We start from the raw sequence: 23,073 nt of genomic DNA, 5'->3' as shown, positions 1-23,073 counted from the left end.
CGGAAACAACCAGTTCAACCAATTAAAATAATTGGTATCAATAAACTTGGCACACTATTGAGTTCTCAAACAACAGACTGCTTCCGGCACCAACAGGCTCAGATCCAAGGATCTTCCGCTCTGCATCGCTCCGGAGCAACTTTTCAATCTTACCGCCCTGATCAGAGTCTGTCAAAACGGCTGTTCGTCCTTCCGGCGAACCGGATGGAGCCTAGGCTCCGTGACGCTCAGCTGTTCTCGTTGCCTCGATCAGCGCGGGTATTAACTCTAGCACGGTTTTGCGGCTGCGGTGAACCAGGCCCGGAGCGGCTGCGCCCCGGGCCTGATCACCCTAAATTGCCCGGCCTAGACGTCCTTGGGCAACAGGTACAGCACACCCAACGGCGGTACAGTCAGCGTCGCCGAGGCAGGCTGTCCGTTGCAGGCTCCCTCTTCAGCGGTGACAACGCCCAGGTTGCCCACACCGGATCCACCGAACTCAGCCGCATCCGTATTCAATGCCTCCACCCATTCGCCGGCCCACGGCAGGCCGAGCCTGAAGTTCTCATGCGGGGCGCCGGCAAAGTTGGCGATGCACACCAGGGGGTTGCCCTGATGGTCGTACCGGATAAAGGACAGTGCGTTGCGGGCGCCGTCGTTCTCGTTGATCCACTGGAATCCGGCCGGCTCGTTGTCGCGGTCGAAAAGAGCCGGTGTATTCCGGTAGATCTCGTTGAGCTGGCGGACCAGCAGCTGCACGCCCTTATGCTGCGGGGTGTCGGTGAGGAACCAGTCCAGACCGTACTGTTCCGACCATTCCGCTTCCTGGGCGAATTCCGTGCCCATGAAGATGAGCTGCTTACCCGGGTGTGCCCACTGGAACGCCAGATAGGCCCGAACGTTGGCCAACTGCTGCCAGCGGTCGCCGGGCATCTTCCGCAGCAGTGAACCCTTGCCGTGCACAACTTCGTCATGGCTGATCGGCAACAGGAAGTTCTCCGTATAGGCGTACACCAGGGAGAACGTCAACTTGGCATGGTGGTACATCCGGTTGATGGGGTCCTCGGACATGTACTCCAGCGTGTCGTGCATCCACCCCATGTTCCATTTCAGGCCAAATCCCAGGCCTCCGCTGCTGGTGGGCTGGGTAACGCCCGGGAACGCGGTGGACTCTTCCGCAATCATCACGATGCCGGGGACACGGCGGTACGCGGTGGCGTTGACTTCCTGCAGGAAGGAGATGGCCTCGAGATTCTCCCGGCCGCCAAAGGCGTTGGGACGCCACTGATCGGCGGGCCGGGAGTAATCCAGGTACAGCATGGAGGCCACGGCATCCACTCGCAGGCCGTCGATGTGGAACTCTTCAAGCCAGTAGATCGCGTTGGCGACGAGGAAGTTGCGGACCTCCCGGCGGCCGTAATCGAAAATGAGCGTGCCCCAGTCGGGCTGTTCGCCGCGGAGCGGATCTCCGTGTTCGTACAGCGTCTGCCCGTCGAATTTGGCCAGCGCCCATTCGTCCTTGGGGAAGTGTCCCGGCACCCAGTCCAGGATGACGCCGATGCCCGCCTGATGCAGCTTGTCCACCAGGTAACGGAAGTCGTCCGGATGCCCGAAGCGCGCAGTGGGAGCGAAGTAGGAGGTGATCTGGTAACCCCACGAGCCGCCGAACGGATGCTCAGCGACTGGCATGAACTCCACGTGGGTGAACCCCTGCCACTTCACGTATTCCGCCAACTGGTCCGCCATCTGGCGGTAGTCCAGGCCGAGGCGCCACGATCCGAGATGCACTTCGTAGACGCTCATGGGTGCATTGTGCGGGTCCCGTGCCGCCCGGGCTTCCATCCACTCCGCATCCTGGAACACGTAGGTGGACTCCACCACCCGGGAACCGGTCAACGGCGGAACCTCCGTGGCCTGGGCCAGGGGGTCGGCTTTGTCACGCCAGATTCCGTCGCTGCCGAGGATTTCATACTTGTAACGCGCGCCGGGTTCCACGTCGGGGATGAACAATTCCCATACTCCGGAGCCGCCCAGGGAGCGCATGGCGTGAATCCTGCCGTCCCAGGCGTTGAAATCGCCCTTGACGCGCACCGCCTGTGCGTTGGGTGCCCAAACGGCGAAGCTGACGCCGTCGATATCACCGAGGACAGATTTGTAATGGTGCAGGTTCGCTCCAAGCACCGTCCACAGCTTCTCGTGCCGGCCTTCGCCGATGAGATGCAGATCGATCTCCCCCAGCGACGGCAGGAACCGGTACGGGTCATCAAAGCGCTGCGCGCCAAGACCCTCGTAGGTCACTTCGAGCCGGTAATCGGGAACCTGGCCCGGACGATCAGCAGGAAGTGTGCCAACCCAAATGCCGTTGTACTCGTGCTGAAGCTCAACACGTGCGCCGGCAGTCACAGCGACTACCTGCTGGGCAAGGGGACGCAGGGTGCGGATCGTCACGAGGCCCTGGTCATCCACGTGGGCGCCCAGCACAGCGTGCGGCTGGTGATACCGGCCCTCGGACACGGCCTGCAGCACATCCGTGGAAACCGGCAGCGGGTTGCGGTGCGCGGGCACCACGGCAGCTTCGCCGGCGGCCGGTACGACGACGTCGTCCGCTTTCGCGGGCAGCGCGGATTCCGAAGGACGGTTCCCCTTAGGAGCGGAGGGTGGAGTCTTAGTCACTGAATTCTCTTCCTGGCTGCTCGTTCCGTGGACCTGCCTGCGTGCCTGTTCCAGAATCTGCCGAACGGCAGCGACCGGCACGCGGACCCAGTCGGGGCGGTTGCGTATTTCGTAGACAACTTCGTAAAGGGCCTTGTCCAGCCACAGGGCAAGGTACAGCGGATCGCTGCGGTTGATCTGCGTGCCTGTTTCCTTCTCATAGCCGCGGAGAAAAGCTTCGGACGCCGTAGCGGCCCAGCGTGCGGCTTCCAAGCCGCGGCGCTGCTGATCTTTGGAACTGGCAGCGTCACCCTCTCCGGGGCCTTCGACGAGCGCCACGCCGGCGGCGTAGTCAATGGACCGGAGCATGCCCACCACGTCGCGCAGCGGCACGTCCGGAACGCTGCGCTCAGCGGCCGGCCGCAGCGGCTCTCCTTCAAAGTCCAGCACCATCCAGCCATGGGTGCCTGATTTCAGCACCTGGCCCAAGTGGTAATCAGAGTGGATGCGCTGAAGGTTGGGCAGCTTCTCGAGGTTGCTGATCTGCCGGAGCAGGTACTCCAGCGGTTCGTCGTACTCCCCCACATAGCTCCGGGCTTCTTTCCAGGCCCAGCGGATCCGGTTTTCAAGGGACTCAAGGAAATCGGAGCGTTCCGCCGCACTGGGAGGCTGGCTGCCGAAAGCCTGTGCCAGCTGCTGGTGGATGCGCCCGGTGACTGCCCCCAGCTCTTCAGCCTCGGCGGTGAAATCGGAATTCGCCAGGGCGGCAGCGGAAGCAGGGCGCCAGGCATCTTCACTGTTGGGGATGAACTCGCGCAGGACACTGAGGTCCCCGGCGACCCAGGCGCCGTCGTCGGCCAGCGGATCCCGCCAGCTCCCCGTCACCCAGCCAAAGGTGGTCGGCACGTCGGCGGAACCCATGGCAGTGAGCTTGGCGCTGACCTGTACATCGGGGCTTTCTCCCGCGGCGAGGACCCGATAGAACTTGATAATCAGCTGGTTGGGCCGGGCGGGCACCACCACGGAAGTGTTGGATTGCTCGCCCTTCATCAGCTTGGCATCCACCACGCTGTCAAAGGGCGGCCACTCGGCAAATCCGGCCAACGCGATGCCGTGGGTGTGGCCGTCCACCGAGGACGACTGCGAACGCATCAGTTCCAACCACGCCGTAACGAATACCGGATCAGCAGTACCGTCATAGAGCCAGCGCTCTCCCAGCTCGGCATGCTGGGCACGTCCGAGCAGCGAATCGGCCAATTCGGGCACCGGGGTGCTGTGGTAGCTGACGGGGACGTTGATGACGTCCGTTCGATGACCCGAGCTCACGGCGATGAGATGGACTTCCAGTTCCACAGCCCCCGCCGGGTCTTCCAAGCGGATGCCGCCCACCCTGTCCAGGGAAATTTCGCGGCCCTTCGCGGGGAACCAGCGCTGCTGCGGCAGCCAGGCGGTCAGGAGTTCAGGCAGCGACGGAGTCAACTGGCTCATTTCTTCACGGCCTCCGAAATGGGAATGAGGGGAATCGCTTCGGTCAGGGGCGAGGAAGTGTTTGATTTCGGAGAGCGCAGGCGCAGCCAGTAGAAATCGTGGCTGCCCAGGGTCAGGGTGACGGAACCGTCCGCCCCGAAGGCCGGGAACGGGGTACCGCCAAAGGCGTCACGCAACCCGCGCCCGGCAAACTCGGGCAGGCTCACCGTGGCCGAAACCGGGTGCTGGGAGAGGTTGAAAATGCAGAACATGACTTCTCCCACCTCGCCTTCGGGATTATCCGCCGGCAGTTCGCGCAGGAACGCCAGGACGGACTCCGCCTCGGTGGGCACATTCCGGTAGGAACCGAGCCCGAACGCGGGGTGGGTCCTGCGGACCATGATCATCTGGCGGATCCAGTGCAGGAGCGAGCTGGAACTCGCCAGCTGGGCTTCCACGTTCACGTGGTTGTAGTGGTAGACCAACGACTGCACCACGGGCAGGTACAGCTTTCCGGGATCGGCGGTGGAGAAGCCGGCGTTGCGGTCCGGGTTCCACTGCATGGGGGTTCGCGAGGCGTCCCGGTCCTCAAGCCAGATGTTGTCGCCCATCCCGATTTCGTCGCCGTAGTAGAGGAACGGGCTGCCGGGAAGCGAAAGCAGCAGCGCATGGATCAGTTCCACTTCCGAACGGGAGTTGTCCAGAAGCGGCGAGAGCCGCCGGCGGATACCGACGTTGGCCCGCATGCGTGAATCCGGTGCGTACCAGCCGAGCATCGCCTGGCGCTCCTCGTTGGTGACCATTTCCAAGGTGAGCTCATCGTGGTTGCGCAGGAAGGTTCCCCATTGGGCACCCGCCGGAATGTCCGGGGTTTCCTCCATCGTCTGCACAATGGGCGCAGCCTTCTGGTCGCGCAGCGCGTAGAAGAGGCGGGGCATGATCGGGAAGTGGAACGCCATGTGGCATTCGGGCCCGGTTTCGTCGCCGAAGTACTCCACGACCTCATGCGGCATCTGGTTGGCCTCCGCCACGATGACGCGTCCGGGGTAGTTTTCATCCACCATGGTGCGCAGGTCCTTGAGGAAGCGGTGCGTCGCCGGAAGGTTCTCGCAGTTGGTGCCGTCCTCCTCAAACAGGTAAGGAATGGCATCGGCGCGGAACCCGTCAATGCCCTGGTCGAGCCAGAACCGGACGACGTCGAAGATCGCCTCAACCACCTTGGGATTCTCGAAGTTGAGATCCGGCTGGTGGCTGAAGAAACGGTGCCAGTAGAACTGCCGCCGCACGGGGTCAAAGGCCCAGTTGGACTCTTCGGTGTCCACGAAGATGATGCGTGCGTCTTCATACTTCTGGTCCGTGTCGGACCAGACATAGAAGTCACCGTAAGGGCCGTCCGGATCACTGCGGGATTCTTCGAACCACGGATGCTTGTCCGAGGTGTGGTTCAGCGGAAGGTCAATGATCACGCGCACGCCGCGGGCGTGGGCTTCAGCCACCAGCCGCTTGAAGTCGCTGATGGTTCCGAATTCGTCCAGGACATCGTAGTAATCAGAGATGTCGTATCCGCCGTCCCGAAGAGGGGACTTAAAGAACGGGGGAAGCCAGAGGCAGTCAACGCCGAGCCACTGCAGATAGTCGAGTTTGTCGATCAGACCGGTGAAGTCGCCGGACCCGTCCCCGTTGGCATCCGCGAAGCCGCGCACGAGCACTTCATAGAAAACTGCTTTGCGGTACCAGTGCGGGTCATTCGTGAGACCTGGGGCGTGCAGCTGAAACGGGTTGGGCACTAGGAGTTCCTCCGAACTGACAGGATGTGTGCAGGTTCAAAATGGGCGTCCAGCCGGACATAGTTGTGAGCTCCCCAGCGCCAGCTCTGGCCGCTGAGAAGATCATCCACCCAGAAGGTTCCGTCGTCGTTGAAGTCCTTCGGATCAAGGTGCAGTGCCCCCAGGTCCAGCGACACGCCACATTCCCGGGCGCTGTGCGGGTCCGTGTTCACCACGATAATCAGGGTGTCCCTGCTGGCGGGGTCCCCGGGGCGGACCTCCTTGTGCTTGGAGTACACCACGATTGACTCGTCTGTGCTGGAATGCACCGTCAGGTTCTGCAGATCCCCCAGCGCCGGATGTGTGTGCCGGATTTCGTTCAACCGGGTGATGTACGGGGCCAGGCTCCTGCCCTCCGCCTCCGCCGCAGCGAAGTCACGCTCCTTGTACTCGAACTTTTCGTTGTCGATGTACTCTTCGGCACCGGGACGGGCCACATGCTCAAACAACTCGTAGCCGGCGTAAACGCCCCAGAGCGGGCTGGCTGTGGAGGCCAGAACGGCCCGGATCTTAAAGGCCGCCGGTCCACCGTACTGCAGGAACTCGGTCAGGATATCCGGAGTGTTTACGAAGAAGTTCGGCCGGAAGAATGCGGCAGTCTCAGACGAGACCTCGGTGAAGTACTCCTCCAGTTCCTTGCGGGTGTTCCGCCAGGTGAAGTACGTGTAGGACTGCTGGAATCCGGCCATGCCCAAGGCATGCATCATGGGCGGGCGGGTGAATGCCTCGGCTAGGAAGATGACCTCCGGATGCTTTTCATTGACCGTCTTTATCAGCCATTCCCAGAACCTCAGGGGCTTGGTGTGCGGATTGTCCACGCGGAAAATCTTGACGCCGTGGCCGATCCACATCAGCACGATCCGCAGGATCTCCTCCGACAAGCCGGTGAAGTCGTTGTCGAAGTTCAGGGGATAGATGTCCTGGTACTTCTTCGGCGGGTTTTCGGCGTAAGCGATTGTGCCGTCCACGCGTGTGGTGAACCATTCCGGATGGCTGGTCACCCAGGGATGGTCCGGGGACGCCTGCAGGGCAAGGTCGATAGCCACTTCCAGACCCAGTTCACGGGCCGTGTCCACGAACGCGTCGAAGTCCTCGAAGGTACCGAGATCCGGATGGATGGCGTCATGGCCGCCCTCAGCGGAACCGATGGCCCAGGGGGAGCCGGGGTCTCCGGGGCCGGCGACAAGCGTGTTGTTGGGCCCCTTCCGGTGGGTCACGCCAATTGGATGCACCGGCGGAAGGTAGATCACGTCAAAGCCCATATCCGCTACCCGCTGCAGACTGCGCGCGGCACTGCGGAAGGTCCCGGAAGTCCACTCCCGGGTTGCGGGATCCAGTTTTGCGCCCTCGGAGCGCGGAAAGAACTCGTACCAGGCACCGCGGCCGGCAAGCTCACGCTCAACGTGGAGGGGGAAACGGGGGCTGCTGGTCACCAGGTCGCGGATCGGTTCCCGGTCGAGGACCGCAAGAACAGCATCGGAAGCTGCTGCCGCCAGGCGGTCCTCCACGGGCAGACCGGTGTCGGCGAGCGCTGCTGCCGCAGCCTCAAAAATCCGTGCGCTGTCACCGGTGCGCTCCTGCGCGGCATCCCGGAACAGGGCAGCCCCTTCCGCGAGCATCAAGTCTGTGTCCACGCCGGCATTGATCTTCACTTCAGCGTTGTGGTGCCAGGTGGAGTACAGGTCAGCCCAGCCCTCGACGGCGAAGCTCCAGGAGCCGGTGCCTTCAGGCCGGAGCAAACCGCCCCACCGGTCCAGGCCGATGCCCACCGGGTGCATCCGCACCCGCTGTATCTCGGTGCCTTCAGGGTCATACAGCACTGCGCTGACGCCCACGAGGTCATGGCCTTCACGGAAGACCGTGGCCCCGATGACGAGGTCCTCACCCGGTATGGCTTTGGCCGGAATGCGGCCGCATTCAACCACCGGGGTCACGTTGATGATGGGAATCCGGCCGAACCGGAGTTCCTCGGCGGGCAGGTCATTGGATGGCATCGCACTGGAACTGGTCACAGACTAGACGTTAGCGACATTCCGGGCAGAATGCTAAGCCAACGTACTTTCTGGGGTTTTGCCGCAGGTGGCGGCGGGTATTGGCGGGTTTTTCGCGCAGCACCGACACAGAGACTCAATTGGCAGAAATCTAACAGATTCCAAGCACTACCCATGCCATTCGGGGTTCGTTTTGCGCTAGCGTAACCCGGGTGAAGGCAATTCGAAGGTTTACCGTCCGAACCGTCCTCCCCGACAGCATTGCTCCCCTGAGTAAGCTGGCCTCAAACCTGAGGTGGTCCTGGCATGAGCCCACCACCCGGCTCTTCGCCGACCTTGACCCGGCGGCTTGGAAGGCCAGCGGGCATGACCCGGTCAAGTTCCTCGGGTCAGTGAGCCGCGGCAGCCTCGAACGGCTGGCACAGGACGCTGGACTGGTTCAGCGCATCCAGGATCTCGGTGCAGATCTGGATGCCTATCTGACCGCCCCGCGCTGGTATCAAACACTGGGTGAAGACGCACCGCGTGCCGTGGCGTATTTCTCCCCCGAGTACGGCATCAGTGCCGTCCTGCCCCAGTACTCCGGCGGCCTGGGCATCCTTGCAGGCGACCACCTTAAGTCGGCCTCGGATCTGGGTGTCCCCCTGATAGCGGTCGGCCTGCTCTATCAGGCCGGGTACTTTAAGCAGGCGCTGTCCCGCGACGGCTGGCAGCTGGAAACTTACCCTGTGCTGGATCCCAACGGCCTGCCGCTGACACTGCTGCGCGAAGAAGACGGCACCCCCGCCCGGGTCAACCTCCCGCTGCCCAATAACCGCCGGCTTTCCGCGCAGATTTGGCGTGCCGACGTCGGACGTGTTCCGCTGCTGCTGCTGGACTCGGACGTTACCGGCAACGACGACGCCGCCCGCGGCATTACGGACCGGCTCTACGGCGGCGGCGGAGACCACCGCCTGCAACAGGAGCTTTTACTGGGCATGGGCGGCGTCAAGGCGCTGCGGGTTTACGAGCGCCTGTCCGGCACGGCGGCCCCTGAGGTGTTCCATACCAACGAAGGCCATGCCGGGTTCCTGGGCGTTGAACGCATCCGCGAACTGATGGACAACGGCATGGGCTGGGAAGAAGCCCTGACCGCAACCCGTGCCAACACTGTCTTCACCACTCATACTCCCGTCCCTGCGGGCATTGACCGCTTTGACCAGTCCCAGATCCGGCATTTCTTCAGCGCCGGGCTGGCGCAGTCGGTCCCGACGGACAAGGTCCTCGCCCTGGGTGCTGAAAGCTACGACGGCGGTGATCCCGGCAAGTTCAACATGGCAGTAATGGGTCTTCGCCTGGCCCAGCGTGCCAACGGCGTGGCCAAGCTGCACGGAAAGGTGTCCCGGGAAATGTTCTCGGGCCTGTGGCCCGGGTTCGATATCTCCGAAGTGCCCATCACCTCGGTGACCAACGGCGTGCACGTGCCCTCCTGGGTTGATCCGGAACTCACCAAACTGGCCCGCGAGAAGTTCGGTGTCGCCACGGTTCACGACCGCGACTGGAGCCGGGCCTACGAGATCAGCGACAGAGATCTGTGGGACCTTCGGCGCCGACTGCGTTCCAACCTGATCGATGACGTGCGCCGCCGGGTGCGTGCCGCCTGGCGCAAGCGCGGTGCCACTGATGCCGAGCTTGCCTGGACCGAGAACGTGTTGGACCCGGACATCCTTACCATCGGGTTCGCCCGACGGGTCCCCACTTACAAGCGTCTGACCCTTATGCTCAGGGATCCCGCCCGGCTGAAAGCCCTCCTGTTGCATCCCACCCATCCGCTTCAGGTGGTGGTTGCCGGCAAATCGCATCCCGCCGATGAGCAGGGCAAGCGCATGATCCAGGATCTCGTCCGGTTTACCGATGATCCGGAGGTCCGGCACCGCATTGTGTTCCTCCCCAACTACGACATCGCCATGGCACGAACGCTGTTTCCCGGCTGCGACGTGTGGCTGAACAACCCGCTGCGGCCGCTGGAGGCATCCGGCACCTCGGGCATGAAGTCTGCGATCAACGGAGGACTGAACCTCTCGATCCTGGACGGCTGGTGGGACGAGATGTTCGACGGCGGCAACGGCTGGGCCATTCCCTCCGCCAACCCGACCCAGGGAGCGCGTACGAGGGAGGTTTACGGACCGGACCAGCGCGATGATTTGGAAGCGGCAGCACTGTATGACCTGCTGGAAAACGCTGTGACGCCCATGTTCTATGGAAAGGAACCGCCCGCGGAGGCTGGTTCCGCCGGCCCTTCGGATGCACCGACAGGCTCCCTGCCCAGCGAGTGGCTGGAAATGGTCAAGCACACGCTGGCCGACCTTGGTCCGGCGGTGTCTGCGAACCGCATGCTGCGCGATTACGTAAACCAGCTCTACCGCCCCGCCGGACAGTCCGGGCGTGCTGCTTCCGCCAACGGGTACGCAGCAGCGAAGGAACTGGCGGAATGGATCACCCGAATCCGCGACGGCTGGTCCGCTGTCTCGGTGGAACATGTGGATTCCATCGGCATCACCGATGACCCGCAAATCGGTGACCAGCTGAAAGTGCAGGCCTACGTATCACTGGGCTCCCTGCGTCCGGAGGACGTTAGCGTGGAAGTGGCGTACGGCAAGGCCCTGGAAAATGACCAGCTGGCGGACCCGCGGACCGAGGAGCTGGTCCAGGCAGAGGACCTCGGCTCTGGCCGCCACATGTTCTCCGGCACGATCGGCATTGAGCAGGCCGGCCCCTTCGGATACACCGTGAGGGTGCTTCCGGTGCACGCAGGGCTGGCTTCCAAAGCGGAACTGGGGCTGGTGGCCAACGCCTAGTTGGCCCTTCCGGCATCTGGGCGACAACCCAGATGCCGGTCCGGGCTCGTCTAGGCCCGGTACAGGCTCACTGAGTTGGCCGGCAGGATGTCCTTCTCCCCTCCGCGCAGCCGCAAGCCGGTGCGCTCCTGCGCATCGGCGGCGGTGCTCAGCAGCAGTTCATAGGAGTGGTTTTCGTCGCGGGCTGCACCTGATCCCTCCAGGGCCTGAGCCTCGGGCAGGGTGAATTCGGTATCCTCCAGCGAGCCGTTCAGGACCATGAGGCCCTTCAGCATCCCGTTCCGGGAGCTCACCAGCAGCTGGACCACCCGGGAGCTTGGATCCTCCCACCTGTCCAGCGCCATGGGCTGGCCGAAAACATCGAACCACAGCAACGATGCTTCATTGGCGTCCGCCGGGAAACGGTACGGCTGCGAGGCGAGGAACTCATGGCGCAGGCGCAGCAATGTGCGCGTGGTTGCCAGCATCCGGCGGCCGCCCTCGTCCAGGTTCCAGTCCAGCCACGTGAGGGGGCTGTCCTGGCAGTACGAGTTGTTGTTGCCCTGCTGCGTGCGCCCAAGTTCATCGCCGGCCGTGATCATGGGAACTCCCAGGGACATCAGCAGGGTCGCCATGATATTCCGGGCGCTCTGCGCCCTTCGGGCCAGGACATCCCGGTCCGGGGTGGGGCCTTCGACACCGTGGTTGTAACTGCGGTTCTCACTGCTGCCGTCCCGGTTGTCTTCACCGTTGGCCTCGTTGTGCTTGAGCTCGTAGGACGTGAGGTCCGCCAGGGTGAAACCGTCATGGGCAGTAACCATGTTGATTGAAGACAGCGCGGTGCGTCCGGATCCGGCGAACACCTCTGCCGATCCTGCGAGCGAACCGGCGATCCGTGCCACCGAGCTTCCCATGCCGCCGGCGTCCAGCGCGGCTTGATCCCGGAGCCAAAAGTCCCTGGTGGTGTCACGGAACCGGTCATTCCATTCGGCCCAGCCGGGCGGAAAATTCCCGGTCTGCCACCCGTCGGGCCCAATGTCCCAGGGCTCGGCGATGAGCTTGATCCCCTGGAGCACGGGATCAGCCGCGACTGCCACCAGGAACGGATGCCGGCGGTCAAAACGGCCGTCTTCATCGCGGCAGAGCGCAGGCGCAAGATCAAAGCGGAACCCGTCCACCTGATAGTCCTGGACCCAGTGGCGCAGCGAGTCCAGGGCCATTTGGATCACCCGCGGTTGACTGAAATCCAAGGTGTTGCCGCAGCCGGTGGTATCCAGATAGCGGCCCTCGCCGTCGTGCCGGTAATACTGTTTATCGCCCAGGCCCCGCCAGCTCAGCGCCGGCTGGTCCTTGGTGCCTTCGGCCGTGTGGTTGTAGACAACATCCAGGATGATCTCAAGGCCTGCCGCGTGCAGGGATTTGATCATGGTTTTGACCTCGTCCTGCACCGCCTTGGGCCCTGCCGCCTGCGCTGCCTTGGTGGCGTAGGCGGTGTGCGGGGCGAAGAAGCCGAGGGTGTTGTAGCCCCAGTAGTTGGTCAGGTTGAGCTCACGCAGATGGGCTTCGTCGGTGTGAAAGTGCACCGGCAGCAGCTCCACCGCGGTGATGCCAAGCTCTTTGAAGTGATTGACCATCACGGAATGCCCCATGCCGGCGTAGGTGCCGCGCAGCTCCTCGGGGATGTCCGGATGGAGCATCGTCTGTCCCCGGACGTGGGCCTCGTAGATGACGGTGTCACGCCACGGGATATGAGGCTGGCGTGCGCCGCCCCAGTCAAAGGACGGATCCACATGGACGGAGAAGAACAGGGGGACGCCGTCCGGATGCGGAACTTCGTCAATTCCGCGGCCGTAGGGGTCCAGCAGGAGCTGGAAGCTGCCGGGCCTGCCCGGCAGCTCCTTTCCCGCAGGCCAAAATCCGTAACGGCTGCCGTAGGACAGACCGCTCACGCGGCCGTGGTGGATTCCCGCAACGGATTCACCCAGGGGCGCCGAGGACCAGTCTCCCGGCGCCCTTTCAAAATGGATCTCGACGCCGGTGAGACCGGGTGCGTAAACAGAGACATTGGCGGTTCCCGGCACCTCATCAACACCGGGAACGGAATTCCTTACGCCAAGGGGAAAGGGCCGTGAAACCCGCCGCGCGGCGGCTTGGCCCTGCTTAATGCTGGTCAAGTCTGCCATGCTGCCTCCGGGATGACTCCGCCTTGGATCAGGCGGAACGCTGCCGTGAAATCTCGTACAAACTGATGCCTACCGCCATGGAGGCGTTGAGCGACTCCATGGCTGAATCAATGGGGATGGACACAATCTGGTCGCAGTTTTCGCGGACCAGGCGGGACAGTCCCTTGCCCTCGGAACCAACGACAATGCAGACCGGGTCCTTGGCCAGGACGATGTCCGGCAGCGACACGTCGCCGTCGCCATCCAGGCCGAGGACAAAGATGCCCATTTTTTTGAAGGTCTTCAGGGTGTTGTTCAGGTTTCCTGCGCGGGCCACCGGAACGCGGACGGCTGCACCGGCGCTGGTCTTCCATGCGGACGCAGTCATGCCCACCGCGCGGCGTTCCGGAACAACAACGCCGTGGGCGCTGAAGGCGGATGCGGAGCGGATGATGGCACCCAGGTTACGAGGATCGGTAATACCGTCCAGCGCCACAAACAACGGTGCGTTGCGGATGTGGCCCTTCTTCCAGGCCTCGATGGTTTCTGCTGCCAAATCCGTGGGGTCAGCGTATTCATACGGCGGGATCTGCAGCACGAGGCCCTGGTGCACGGCGTCGTTGGTCATGCGGTCCAGCTCGGGCTTGTGTGTTTCCATCACGGGCAGGCCGCGGTCGGCCGCCATCTTGAGGGATTCACGCACGCGGTCATCCATGTCGATCCGGACAGCGACGTGCAGCGCCTTGGCGGGAATGCCTGCGCGCAGGGCCTCCACCACTGAGTTGCGGCCGGTGACGACTTCCTCAGCCACCTTGCCGCGGACGTTGGTGCCGCTGCGGCCGCCGGCGGCACGGTTGTCGCGGGAATCCCCGCGCTTGGCTGCCGAACGCTCGGAGAGCTGCTTGTTCTTAAACGCCTTGTGGTAGGGGCGGTCTTCGGCTTTGGGCGTGGGTCCCTTGCCCTCAAGGGCCTTGCGGCCCAATCCACCGGTGCCCCCGCTGGGGCCCTTTTTGGCTTTACGCATTGCGCCGGGACGTCCGTTGTTGGCCATCGATTACACCTTAAACCTAGAAGAAAGCATTACTTCTAGTTTACGCAGGCTCACGGCCCTGCGTGTTCCACGCCCCGCAGTGTACTCCGAAAGCAAACATTCCAGGCTCACCCTCTGGACGGAATCAGCCCTGGGCCATACTCCAGCTGGCGCCGTCTGCGGTGTCTTCCACGGTGATGCCCGCGGCTGCGAGCGAATCCCGAATGGCGTCGGCACGGGCCCAGTCCTTGGCGGCGCGGGCGGCCCGCCGCTCTTCCAGCTGCGATTGGACCAGTGCGTCCAGGGCCCGGTGTTCGGCGCCCGTGCCTGTTTGCGGCTGCCGGACGTCATCCAGGCCGAGAACACCCGTCATGGTCAGCACCGCGTGCAGTGCCTCACGGACGGCATCGGTATTGCCCTCGGCCAGGGCGGTGTTTCCGGCGCGGACGGTATCGTGCAGCGCTGCCAGCGCCTGAGGAACGTTGAGGTCGTCATCCATGGCTTCGGCGAAGGCCGCCGGCATGGCATCAGTGTTCAGGACAAAGGCATAGTTTCCGGCGCCGTAGACCTTGGCGTGCGCCTTGGCGATAAACCCGTCGATCCGCTCCACGGCGGCTGCTGCCTCCTGCAGAGAGGTGGGCCGGTAGTCCAGCACCGACCGGTAATGTGCCTGGCCCAGGTAATACCGCACTACCCGGGGTGTTGCTTCGGCCAGCATGTCCGCCGGGCTCACCGTGTTGCCGATGGACTTGGACATTTTTTCGCCCTCGAAGGTGACCATGCCGTTGTGCATCCAGAAGTTAGCGAAGCCGTCGCCGGCTGCCTGCGACTGGGCCATCTCGTTCTCATGGTGCGGGAAGCGCAGGTCCAGTCCGCCGCCGTGAATATCGAACTGCGGGCCAAGGTACTTGGTGACCATGGCCGAGCATTCCAGATGCCAGCCGGGCCGGCCCTTCCCCCAGGGGCTGTCCCAGGCAGCCGTCTGGGGCTCGCCCTCCTTGGAGCCTTTCCACAGTGCGAAGTCGCGCGGATCGCGCTTGCCGCGGGGGCCGGCGTCGGGCGCTGCCTGCATGTCGTCAATATTCTGCCGGGTCAGCGACCCGTACTTGTTCCAGGACCGGACGTCGAAGTAGACGTCGCCGGAATCATCCAGCGCCGGATAGGCGTGGCCGGCGTCGATCAACCGTGCAATCAGCGCATGCATTTCCGGGATATGGCCGGTGGCGCGGGGTTCGTAGGTGGGCCGCTGGACGCCGAGGGTGTCATAAGCCTTGGCGAATTCCTGTTCGAAGCGGTAGGCCAGCGCCCACCAGGGTTCGTTGGGAACGACGTCGGCGGAGGGTTCGGCACCCATGGATTCGGCGGATTTGGCCAGGATCTTGTCATCAATGTCCGTCACGTTGCGGACCGTGGTGACCCGGTAGCCGCGGAACTGCAGCCAACGGGTGAGCTGGTCAAAGGCAATGGCGGAGCGGATATGCCCCACGTGCGGCCGGCCCTGCACAGTGGCGCCGCAGTAGTACAGGCTGACCTCGCCCTCCTTCAAGGGAACAAAGTCACGGACCTGCGCGGAAGCGGTGTCATAGAATCTCAAGCTCACCGCTCTAGGCTATCGCGCCGTGGCGCCTCCGCGGCGATCTAGATGTCGCGCAGGGACTCATGCACCAATACGACGACGGCGGTTGCCACGGCTGCGATGCCCTCGCCGCGTCCCGTGAACCCGAGAGCATCGGTGGTGGTTGCGGAAACGCTCACCGGTGCGCCGGCTGCACCCGAGAGCACTGCTTCAGCCTCTGCGCGGCGCGGGGAGAATTTGGGCCGGTTACCGATCAGCTGCACCGCCACGTTGCCAATCTCAAACCCGGCGCTGCGGACAATCCGGGCGGCTTCGCCCAGCAGCGTCAGCCCCGAGGCACCTGCATATTCAGGCCGGTCCGTACCGAAGTGGGTACCCAGGTCCCCGAGACCGGCGGCGGAAAACAGGGCGTCCGCCGCCGCATGGGCCACCGGATCGCCGTCGGAATGGCCCGCAAGTCCGCGCTCGCCGTGCCAGAGCAGTCCTGCCACCCATAGGGGACGCGGGGCGTCGACGGGAGCGAACGCATGGACGTCCACACCGATGCCGGTGCGGGGAAGGTTCACTGCGGGCATGGTCAGTCCTCCTGACAATTCTGTTCCTGAGCCAGGACTGCTTCGGCCAGAAGCAGGTCCAGCGGCGTAGTGATCTTAAGGGATGTCTGAGAGCCTTCGACAACGTAAACCACTGCTCCGAGGGATTCAACGAGCATGGCGTCGTCGGTGACTGCTGCGGCCTGTGCGGCGTCGAAGCTTTCAGCTGCCGAATGCGCGCTGCGCAGCAGCGCGGCGTCAAAACCCTGGGGCGTCTGCACAGCTCTAAGCGCGGAACGGTCGGGGGTGCCCGTCACAGTCCGTGAGGCGATGCCTGCCTGCCCGGGCCCTGTCGGGGCGGTTGACTTGATGGTATCGGTGACGGGAACGGCAGGGATGACCGCCTCCGCGCCCGAGGCCAAGGCCGCCGCGACCCGGTGGAACACCTCAGGCGGAGTGAGTGGCCTGGCTGCGTCATGGACCAGGACCGAGTCGATGTCCGAGGGAAGGGCCTGCAGGGCAGCCCGGACAGAGTGGGCACGGGTTTCCCCGCCGTCAACTACGGCGAGCGGCACGCTCATCCCGGCTTCAGCGCAGAGGGAACGCAAAACCGTGTCCCCTGACGGAACTGCCACGCTGACCGCGGCGGCAACCCCGGATGCTTCCACACCCCGCAGTGCCCGGGTCAACAGTGCGACGCCGGACAGCGGCACCTGGGCTTTGGGGATCCCGTAGCCCAGCCTTTGGCCGGAACCGCCCGCCACCAAAATGACACCGATGCGTTGACGGGATGAAGTGGTTGTTGGCACCCCTTCAGCCTAGTGCCCCTCGGCCGGGCAGCGTATTCGGGCGGCACGTCCGGGAGCCGGGCATGAAAGACGCACTTTAACGACAAAATGCCGGTCCCAAAGGACCGGCAGCGTGCCGTAGGTGCTGCGTTCTATCTTGGATGCTGCTGCTTAGCTTGCCAGGACCTTGTCCAGAACAACTGCGGCCTGATCCTCGTCCGTCTTTTCGGCCAGCGCAAGTTCTGAAATCAGAATCTGGCGGGCTTTTGCGAGCATACGCTTTTCCCCGGCGGAGAGCCCACGGTCGTGGTCGCGGCGCCACAGGTCACGTACGACCTCTGCCACCTTCACCACGTCACCGGAAGCCAACTTCTCCAGGTTCGCCTTGTAGCGGCGCGACCAGTTGGTGGGTTCTTCAGTGAGCTCGGCCCGCAGCACGTCAAAAACATGCTCCAAACCTTCTTTGCCCACTACGTCCCGAACCCCAACGAGGTCGACGTTCTCAGCCGGTACTTCTATGGTCAGATCACCCTGTGCCACCTTAAGCTTGAGATACATTTTCTCTTCGCCCTTGATGGTCCGCATCTTGATCTCTTCGATCTTCGCGGCACCGTGGTGAGGGTAAACAACTGTTTCGCCAACCTCAAAAACCATGTGGACTTTCCCCTTTCCCAACCTCTAGTTTACCATGTGTGCGATACGCCGAGTAGAGTTTTCGCAGGTCAGGTAGTCGATCGTCATCAGGCTGAGTATTATTCGGACCCTATTTCCCATTCCCACCTGCGGCGATGCGTCTTCCTGGGCCCAGCTTTACGTCCCCCGCAACGGGCCAAAATCCAACATTTTGAGGGTTTGCCGATAGGCTAGGCACAAAAGAAACGCCGCCGGTCGAGAGACCGCAATACCCCAGGAGTTTGTGCTGTGAGATTCACACCCAAGAACCGGGCGCAGCGAGCAGCTGCCGCCGGTGTAATTGCGCTGGCCGTACTGGGAGTCTCCAGCTGCAGCGCCGTGAACGAGCAGGCAACGGTGCGCGAGTACTCCCCGTCTGACGGAATCGTCGAAAACGTCGGAGACGTGGAGCTGCGCAACATCCTGATGGTCAGCAACGGCGACGGCGAAGAGGGCCGCCTCCTGGGCACAGTGGTGAACGCCTCCTCCGAGGACGTTGAATTCTCGCTGGCCACCGGCGGCACCACCCTTACCTGGAACATCGAAGCCGGAGACAAAGTGGTCTTCGAAGACGCAGCTGCCGCCGAGGTGACTGTGCCGAACGTGGATGTGAAGCCGGGAACCGGACTGCGCGGCGACGCGAGCAACGGCACCGAGACCGTCGAAGTGAACATCCCGGTTGTTGACGGAACCCTGGCTGACTACCGCGAGTACCTGCCGACACCGTCGGCTGCGCCCTCGGACGTTGCCACCATGGTTCCCTCCGACGAGGCCGGCGCTGAGCAGGACACAGGCGTTGACAGCGGAGTTGCGGAAACGCCTGCGCCGGTGCAGTCCAACTAGTTCATCAGCTTGTGCCGGCGCAATGCCGGCAGGGATAAGGGATCATGGCCACCGGGCCTGGTCCCTTTTTCCGTGTGCGACGTTTTCAGTGTGAGACGGATTTTCCGTGTCGGGCAGGCCACGGCTTCCGGGACCCGTGAGCCGGTCAGGCTTCGAACTTGTAGCCCAGCCCGCGCACTGTCACCAGATGGCGCGGCAGCGACGGATCCGGTTCAATCTTCCCGCGCAGCCGCTTGACGTGCACGTCAAGTGTTTTGGTGTCACCTACGTAGTCCGCGCCCCACACCCGTTCAATCAGCTGGCCGCGGGTCAGAACGCGGCCGGAATTGCGAAGAAGCAACTCGAGCAGCTCAAACTCCTTGAGCGGCAGCGGCACGTTCTCTCCGTTGACGCTGACCACGTGGCGGTCCAGATCCATGCGCACGGGTCCTGCCTCAACGGACGGTCCGGACAGTTCCCCGCTGTCGCTTCGGCGGCGCAGCACTGCCCTGACACGGGCCAGCAGTTCGCGGGAGCTGTAGGGCTTGGTGACGTAGTCGTCAGCCCCCAGTTCCAGGCCCACGACTTTGTCGATCTCTCCGTCCAGCGCTGTCAGCATGATGATGGGGACATCGGATCGCTGGCGGAGTTGCCGGCAGACTTCAGTGCCGGATTGGCCCGGAAGCATCAAGTCCAGCAGCACGAGGTCCGCGCCGCGCCGGTCGAATTCCGTTACGGCATCATTACCGTTGTCCACGACCTGGACCTCGAAACCTTCCCGTTCCAGAAGATAGGACAGCGGGTCGCTGAAGGACTCTTCGTCTTCAACCATCAGGATCCTGCTCAAGCACTGACTCCTTGTTCGCGCGTTCCTCCGCCGGCCGGCGGGGTTGCCTTCCGTGCACGGGCGCCGGCGGCGTCCGATCGCTGCTGCTTCTCCGCAGACGGCTCAGCGGACTCCATCTCCGGCAGCCGGACCGTGAAGGTGGAACCCTGCCCCGGCTGGGACCAGAGGTTCACCTCCCCGCCGTGGTTGGAGACGACGTGCTTGACGATGCTCAAACCCAGGCCCGTGCCGCCGGTGTGCCGTGACCGGGCACTGTCGATGCGGTAAAAACGCTCAAAAATCCGTTCCTGGTCCTCGGGGTTGATCCCCGGCCCCTGGTCGGTAACCGAAACCTGCGCCATACCGTCGCGGGACCGCAGGCCGATACCCACCCGGCTCCCCTCCGGCGAATATCGGATGGCGTTGTCGATCAGGTTACGGAAGGCCGTGGTCAGCATCTTCGCGTCGCCATAGACAGCGCCGTCAACGGAGCCGCCGACGACGACGGTTGTCTTGCGGTTCTCGGCCGGCAGCCGGTTGGCTTCCACCGCCTCGGCAACGAGCTGGTTCAGGTCCACCTCACGGGCCCGGTCCACCATGTCGGTGCTTTGCAGGCGTGAGAGTTCGATGATGTCCTGGACCAGCGACGTGAGCCTCGCGGATTCCTTGCTCATTCTGGCCGCAAAGCGCCGCACTGCTTCTTCGTCACCTGCGGCGTCATCCAAAGCTTCGGAAAGAAGCGAGATTGCTCCCACGGGGGTCTTCAACTCATGGGATACGTTGGCGACAAAGTCATTGCGCACCTCTTCGGTGCGGGCGATTTCGGTGTGGTCGTCCGCGAGGATGAGGATGTACTCCTCCCCCACGGTTGCCACTCGAACCTGCAGGATGGTGCTGCCCTGGCCCAACGGTCCACGCTGCAGCTCCAGCTGCCGTTCCTCAATGACTCCGTCACGCCGGACCCGGGAGGTCATAGCCAGCAGTTCGGGCGGCACGAGGGTGTGCCCCCGGACCAGCCCCAAAGCGTAGGCGCCCGGACTGGCCCGCACCACGCCGTCGACCGCGTCCACCACGATGTAAGCCCGGCCAATGGCGGCCAGCACTTCCGCTGCTCCGTTGGGGATGGCCGGGTCATCGTTTGCGGCAAGCTCTTGGCGCTGGCGCCGGCTGGACACATACGCAAGCACACCGGAAACGCCCACGGCCAGGCCGAGGACCCCGGCAATCAGGCCCAGCAATACAGGATTCACTCTCCTAGCTTAGGCTGACCGCGGAAATGCGGGAGGCTTCTCCGGTGGCATAAGCTGATCCGTTAAACTAACGTTCATCAAAAGAAGCCCAACCGTTAACCGCTAACTGAAATCCTGCCAGCATGGCCGCGATCAACAGCTGCGGACAACCAGGGCAGGATGCTGCACAACCGAAAGGACGCCGAAGTGCGTAAGGTTTTTCAAGCCGAGCTTCATCAGATTGGCGAAGAGCTGACCCAGATTTCCGAGCTCGTCACCGAAGCGATGCAGAAAGCCACCGCAGCCTTCGAAGGCGCCGACACTGAACTGGCGCAGGATGTCATTGCCGCCGACGCGCGCATCGACTTCCTCCAGAATGACCTCGATGAGCGGGCCATCGATGTCCTCGCACTGCAGGGGCCGGTGGCCAGCGACCTGCGCATGATCGTGGGCTCCCTGCGGATGAGCGCCTCACTGGAGCGGATGGGTGACCTGGCGCGGCACATCGCCCAGCTGGCCCGCCTGCGCTACCCCGAGCATGTGGTGCCCGAGCCCATGGTGGAAACCTTCAGCGAGATGGCGCGGCTGGACATCCGTATTTCCGAGCTGCTTACTGAGCTGCTCGAGACGCGGAACCTGGAACTGAGCAATGACATCTACGCCTGCAATAACCGGATCAATGAGCTCCACGCCGGCGTCTTCAAGGCCATTGCTTCGCCGGACTGGAACGTGTCCGCGGTCAGCACCGTTGACCTCACCCTGGCCAGCCGCTACTTTGAGCGCTTCGCGGACCACGGCGTCTCGGTCACCCGGAAGGTTAATTACCTGGTGACCGGCGAGTGGCAGCCGATGTCCGAGTCCAGCCGCTAAACATCGAGGAACAACAACAGGAAAGGGCGGCCCCGCGGGGCCGCCCTTTCCTGTTGTTCCCGGCAGAAGCCGGGAAAGACGCTTACTTCTTCTTGCCCTGGTTGGCCACGGCCTTGATGGACGCCGCTGCGGCCTCCGGATCCAGGTACGTGCCGCCGGCCTTGACCGGCTTGAGGTTTTCATCCAGTTCATAAACCAGCGGGATGCCCGTGGGAATGTTGACGGCTGCGATATCCGCGTCGCTGATGCCGTCCAGATGCTTGACCAGGGCACGCAGCGAGTTGCCGTGCGCGGCGATCATGACCGTCTTGCCCGACTTGATATCGGCGGAGATGTCCGACTCCCAGTACGGCAGGAACCGCTCCAGGACGTCCTTGAGGCACTCGGTTCGCGGCAGCTCGTCCTGCGACAGATCGGCGTAGCGCGGATCGTGTGCCTGGGAAAAATCGCTGTCATCGGGCAGGGGCGGCGGCGGGGTGTCATAGGACCGGCGCCAGAGCATGAACTGCTCCTCACCGTATTCCGCCAGGGTCTGGGCCTTGTCCTTGCCCTGAAGGGCACCGTAGTGCCGCTCGTTCAGGCGCCAGCTGCGCTTTACATCGATCCAGATGCGGTCCGCCGCGCCCAGGGCAATGTTGGCGGTGTTGATCGCACGCTGCAGCCGCGAGGTGTAGAGGATGTCGGGGAGGATGTCCGCTTCCACGAGCAGCTCGCCGCCGCGGAGCGCTTCGGCCCGGCCGAGGTCCGTCAGATCCACGTCCACCCAGCCGGTGAACAGGTTCTTTTCATTCCATTCGCTCTGGCCGTGGCGCAGAAGGATCAGTTTGTAAGTCATATATGTCATCGTAACGGAGGACACCGCACCGGGGGCAGGGTTGCGTCCTGGCGGCCAACGTTACGGCTTACTTTGGGTGCCTGCGCGACGTGAACCCTCCCGGGGCACAGCCTTAGTCCGCTGCACGCGGTCCGGGGACCCGGTTGCGGACAAGTAACATTGTTTAGTGCAAAAACTGCAGAAACCCGTAGGAAATGTGACCAGGGGCACTACAAACCCCAACAGACTACGACGGGTGGACCGCTGGTTGGCCGGCCCTCAGGGGTGGCGCCTGCGCAGAGCGGCAGACCCGCTGATTGTTGACCTCGGTTACGGGGCCGCCCCGACCACCGCCGTCGAGCTTCATGCCCGCCTGGGGCGGGTCCGTCCCGACGTCGAGATCATGGGTATTGAGATTGACGCGGCCCGGGTGCGCGCGGCGAAGCCGCTGGAACGGGACGGCCTCTCCTTCCGGCAGGGCGGCTTCGAACTGCCTGCGGACGGACGGCGTCCGGTCATGGTGCGGGCATTTAACGTGCTCCGGCAGTATTCGGAGGACGAATACCGGGCGCACTGGGACATGGTTCTCTCGCGGCTCGCTCCCGGCGGCATCTTCGTGGACGGGACCTGTGACGAGATTGGCCGGCGCTCCACGTGGGTGGAACTGGATTCCAACGGGCCGGTGTCCCTGAGCATCTCCCTGCGCTTTGGTGCTTTTACGCTGCCCTCGGACGTGGCCGAGAGGTTGCCCAAAGCTTTGATCCACCGCAACGTCCCGGGCGAAAAAGTCCATGCCCTGCTGCAGGCCATGGACCAGGCGTGGCTGGCGGCAGCGCCCCAGGGCTCCTACGGCAACCGGCAGCGCTGGCTGGCAATGTGCGCGGACCTGCGTGCCTCCGGCTGGCCGCTGATGACCGGCCCGGCCCGCTGGCGGCTGGGCGAAATCACCGTCGCATGGGACGCCGTCGCCCCGAGCTGAGCCGCCGGGGTCCCGGCCGGCTCCGCCGGACGCCGGCTAAG

16 protein-coding genes are annotated in these 23,073 nt (G+C 63.6%); 4 read left to right on the top strand and 12 right to left on the bottom strand.

The features are described 5' to 3' along the window. Window positions 1-345: 345 nt before the first annotated feature. Genes glgB through CXR00_RS16675 form a run of 3 tightly spaced genes read right to left on the bottom strand, consistent with a single transcriptional unit; the run spans window position 346 to window position 7,918 of the window. Window positions 346-4,119 carry a 1,4-alpha-glucan branching protein GlgB gene (glgB, locus tag CXR00_RS16685; RefSeq protein ID WP_104055926.1) on the bottom strand — a complete coding sequence of 1,258 codons (3,774 nt, stop codon included), beginning with the start codon at window positions 4,117-4,119 and terminating at the stop codon, window positions 346-348. Further along, window positions 4,116-5,885 carry a maltose alpha-D-glucosyltransferase gene (gene treS, locus CXR00_RS16680; RefSeq protein ID WP_104055924.1) on the bottom strand — a complete coding sequence of 590 codons (1,770 nt, stop codon included), beginning with the start codon at window positions 5,883-5,885 and terminating at the stop codon, window positions 4,116-4,118. The genes glgB and treS overlap by 4 nt, the downstream gene beginning before the upstream one ends. Beyond that, window positions 5,885-7,918 (bottom strand): alpha-1,4-glucan--maltose-1-phosphate maltosyltransferase, encoded by a 2,034-nt coding sequence (locus CXR00_RS16675; RefSeq protein WP_104055972.1) that lies wholly within the window; start codon window positions 7,916-7,918, stop codon window positions 5,885-5,887. Before CXR00_RS16675 ends, treS begins: the two co-directional genes overlap by 1 nt. Window positions 7,919-8,127: 209 nt before the next feature. Between CXR00_RS16675 and glgP the strand changes: the two genes are divergently transcribed. Then, window positions 8,128-10,752: an alpha-glucan family phosphorylase gene (gene glgP, locus CXR00_RS16670; protein WP_104055922.1), complete on the top strand. Its 2,625-nt coding sequence runs from the start codon at window positions 8,128-8,130 to the stop codon at window positions 10,750-10,752. A 50-nt stretch (window positions 10,753-10,802) separates the two neighbouring features. On the opposite strand, the gene glgX is transcribed toward glgP, so the two are convergent. From glgX to CXR00_RS16640, 6 genes are all read right to left on the bottom strand, one after another. Continuing rightward, window positions 10,803-12,914, bottom strand: coding sequence for a glycogen debranching protein GlgX (gene glgX / locus CXR00_RS16665; protein ID WP_104055920.1), 2,112 nt, complete (start codon window positions 12,912-12,914; stop codon window positions 10,803-10,805). Between the two features lie 28 nt (window positions 12,915-12,942). Beyond that, a complete protein-coding gene (rlmB, locus tag CXR00_RS16660) occupies window positions 12,943-13,944 on the bottom strand; it encodes a 23S rRNA (guanosine(2251)-2'-O)-methyltransferase RlmB (RefSeq protein ID WP_104055918.1) in 1,002 nt (333 codons plus the stop codon). 124 nt (window positions 13,945-14,068) lie between these two features. Beyond that, a complete protein-coding gene (cysS, locus tag CXR00_RS16655) occupies window positions 14,069-15,523 on the bottom strand; it encodes a cysteine--tRNA ligase (RefSeq protein ID WP_104055916.1) in 1,455 nt (484 codons plus the stop codon). Between the two features lie 38 nt (window positions 15,524-15,561). Next, complete coding sequence (gene ispF, locus CXR00_RS16650) at window positions 15,562-16,074, bottom strand: 2-C-methyl-D-erythritol 2,4-cyclodiphosphate synthase (RefSeq protein ID WP_104055914.1); 513 nt, start codon at window positions 16,072-16,074, stop codon at window positions 15,562-15,564. A gap of 2 nt (window positions 16,075-16,076) precedes the next feature. Then, a complete protein-coding gene (ispD, locus tag CXR00_RS16645) occupies window positions 16,077-16,841 on the bottom strand; it encodes a 2-C-methyl-D-erythritol 4-phosphate cytidylyltransferase (RefSeq protein WP_104055912.1) in 765 nt (254 codons plus the stop codon). Window positions 16,842-16,991: 150 nt separating this feature from the next. Continuing rightward, on the bottom strand, window positions 16,992-17,474 hold the full coding sequence (locus tag CXR00_RS16640) for a CarD family transcriptional regulator (RefSeq protein ID WP_104055910.1): 483 nt from the start codon (window positions 17,472-17,474) through the stop codon (window positions 16,992-16,994). Window positions 17,475-17,741: 267 nt separating this feature from the next. Here CXR00_RS16640 and CXR00_RS16635 point away from each other — a divergent pair, with 267 nt between their 5' ends. Beyond that, window positions 17,742-18,335 carry a hypothetical protein gene (locus CXR00_RS16635; RefSeq protein WP_104055908.1) on the top strand — a complete coding sequence of 198 codons (594 nt, stop codon included), beginning with the start codon at window positions 17,742-17,744 and terminating at the stop codon, window positions 18,333-18,335. A gap of 145 nt (window positions 18,336-18,480) precedes the next feature. Here CXR00_RS16635 and CXR00_RS16630 read toward each other — a convergent pair whose 3' ends face one another. Next, window positions 18,481-19,161 (bottom strand): response regulator transcription factor, encoded by a 681-nt coding sequence (locus tag CXR00_RS16630; protein ID WP_104055906.1) that lies wholly within the window; start codon window positions 19,159-19,161, stop codon window positions 18,481-18,483. Then, on the bottom strand, window positions 19,158-20,390 hold the full coding sequence (locus tag CXR00_RS16625; RefSeq protein WP_104055904.1) for a cell wall metabolism sensor histidine kinase WalK: 1,233 nt from the start codon (window positions 20,388-20,390) through the stop codon (window positions 19,158-19,160). Before CXR00_RS16625 ends, CXR00_RS16630 begins: the two co-directional genes overlap by 4 nt. A 186-nt stretch (window positions 20,391-20,576) precedes the next feature. Here CXR00_RS16625 and phoU point away from each other — a divergent pair, with 186 nt between their 5' ends. Next, the gene (phoU, locus tag CXR00_RS16620; RefSeq protein ID WP_104055970.1) at window positions 20,577-21,239 is read left to right on the top strand and encodes a phosphate signaling complex protein PhoU; all 663 of its coding nucleotides are present in this window, start codon (window positions 20,577-20,579) and stop codon (window positions 21,237-21,239) included. Window positions 21,240-21,321: 82 nt separating this feature from the next. Here the strand turns inward: phoU and CXR00_RS16615 are convergent, their stop codons facing one another. After that, window positions 21,322-22,074, bottom strand: a complete 753-nt coding sequence (locus CXR00_RS16615) for a phosphoglyceromutase (protein ID WP_104055902.1) — start codon at window positions 22,072-22,074, stop codon at window positions 21,322-21,324. Window positions 22,075-22,309: 235 nt separating this feature from the next. Here CXR00_RS16615 and CXR00_RS16610 point away from each other — a divergent pair, with 235 nt between their 5' ends. Beyond that, window positions 22,310-23,032: a class I SAM-dependent methyltransferase gene (locus CXR00_RS16610; RefSeq protein WP_258060558.1), complete on the top strand. Its 723-nt coding sequence runs from the start codon at window positions 22,310-22,312 to the stop codon at window positions 23,030-23,032. Window positions 23,033-23,073: the final 41 nt, after the last annotated feature.

Origin of the sequence: Arthrobacter sp. 9E16, from assembly GCF_002929435.1 — a bacterium.
Classification (GTDB): Bacteria; Actinomycetota; Actinomycetes; order Actinomycetales; family Micrococcaceae; genus Arthrobacter_B; species Arthrobacter_B sunyaminii.
This window is presented reverse-complemented; position numbering and strand designations above follow the sequence as displayed.

Bases quoted from the DNA above. Each gene is read 5' to 3' on its own strand.
- glgB (WP_104055926.1), bottom strand. From the start codon at position 4,119: ATGAGCCAGTTGACTCCGTCGCTGCCTGAACTCCTGACCGCCTGGCTG.
- CXR00_RS16675 (WP_104055972.1), bottom strand. From the start codon at position 7,918: ATGCCATCCAATGACCTGCCCGCCGAGGAACTCCGGTTCGGCCGGATT.
- glgX (WP_104055920.1), bottom strand. From the start codon at position 12,914: ATGGCAGACTTGACCAGCATTAAGCAGGGCCAAGCCGCCGCGCGGCGG.
- rlmB (WP_104055918.1), bottom strand. From the start codon at position 13,944: ATGGCCAACAACGGACGTCCCGGCGCAATGCGTAAAGCCAAAAAGGGC.
- ispF (WP_104055914.1), bottom strand. From the start codon at position 16,074: ATGCCCGCAGTGAACCTTCCCCGCACCGGCATCGGTGTGGACGTCCAT.
- CXR00_RS16640 (WP_104055910.1), bottom strand. From the start codon at position 17,474: ATGGTTTTTGAGGTTGGCGAAACAGTTGTTTACCCTCACCACGGTGCC.
- CXR00_RS16615 (WP_104055902.1), bottom strand. From the start codon at position 22,074: ATGACTTACAAACTGATCCTTCTGCGCCACGGCCAGAGCGAATGGAAT.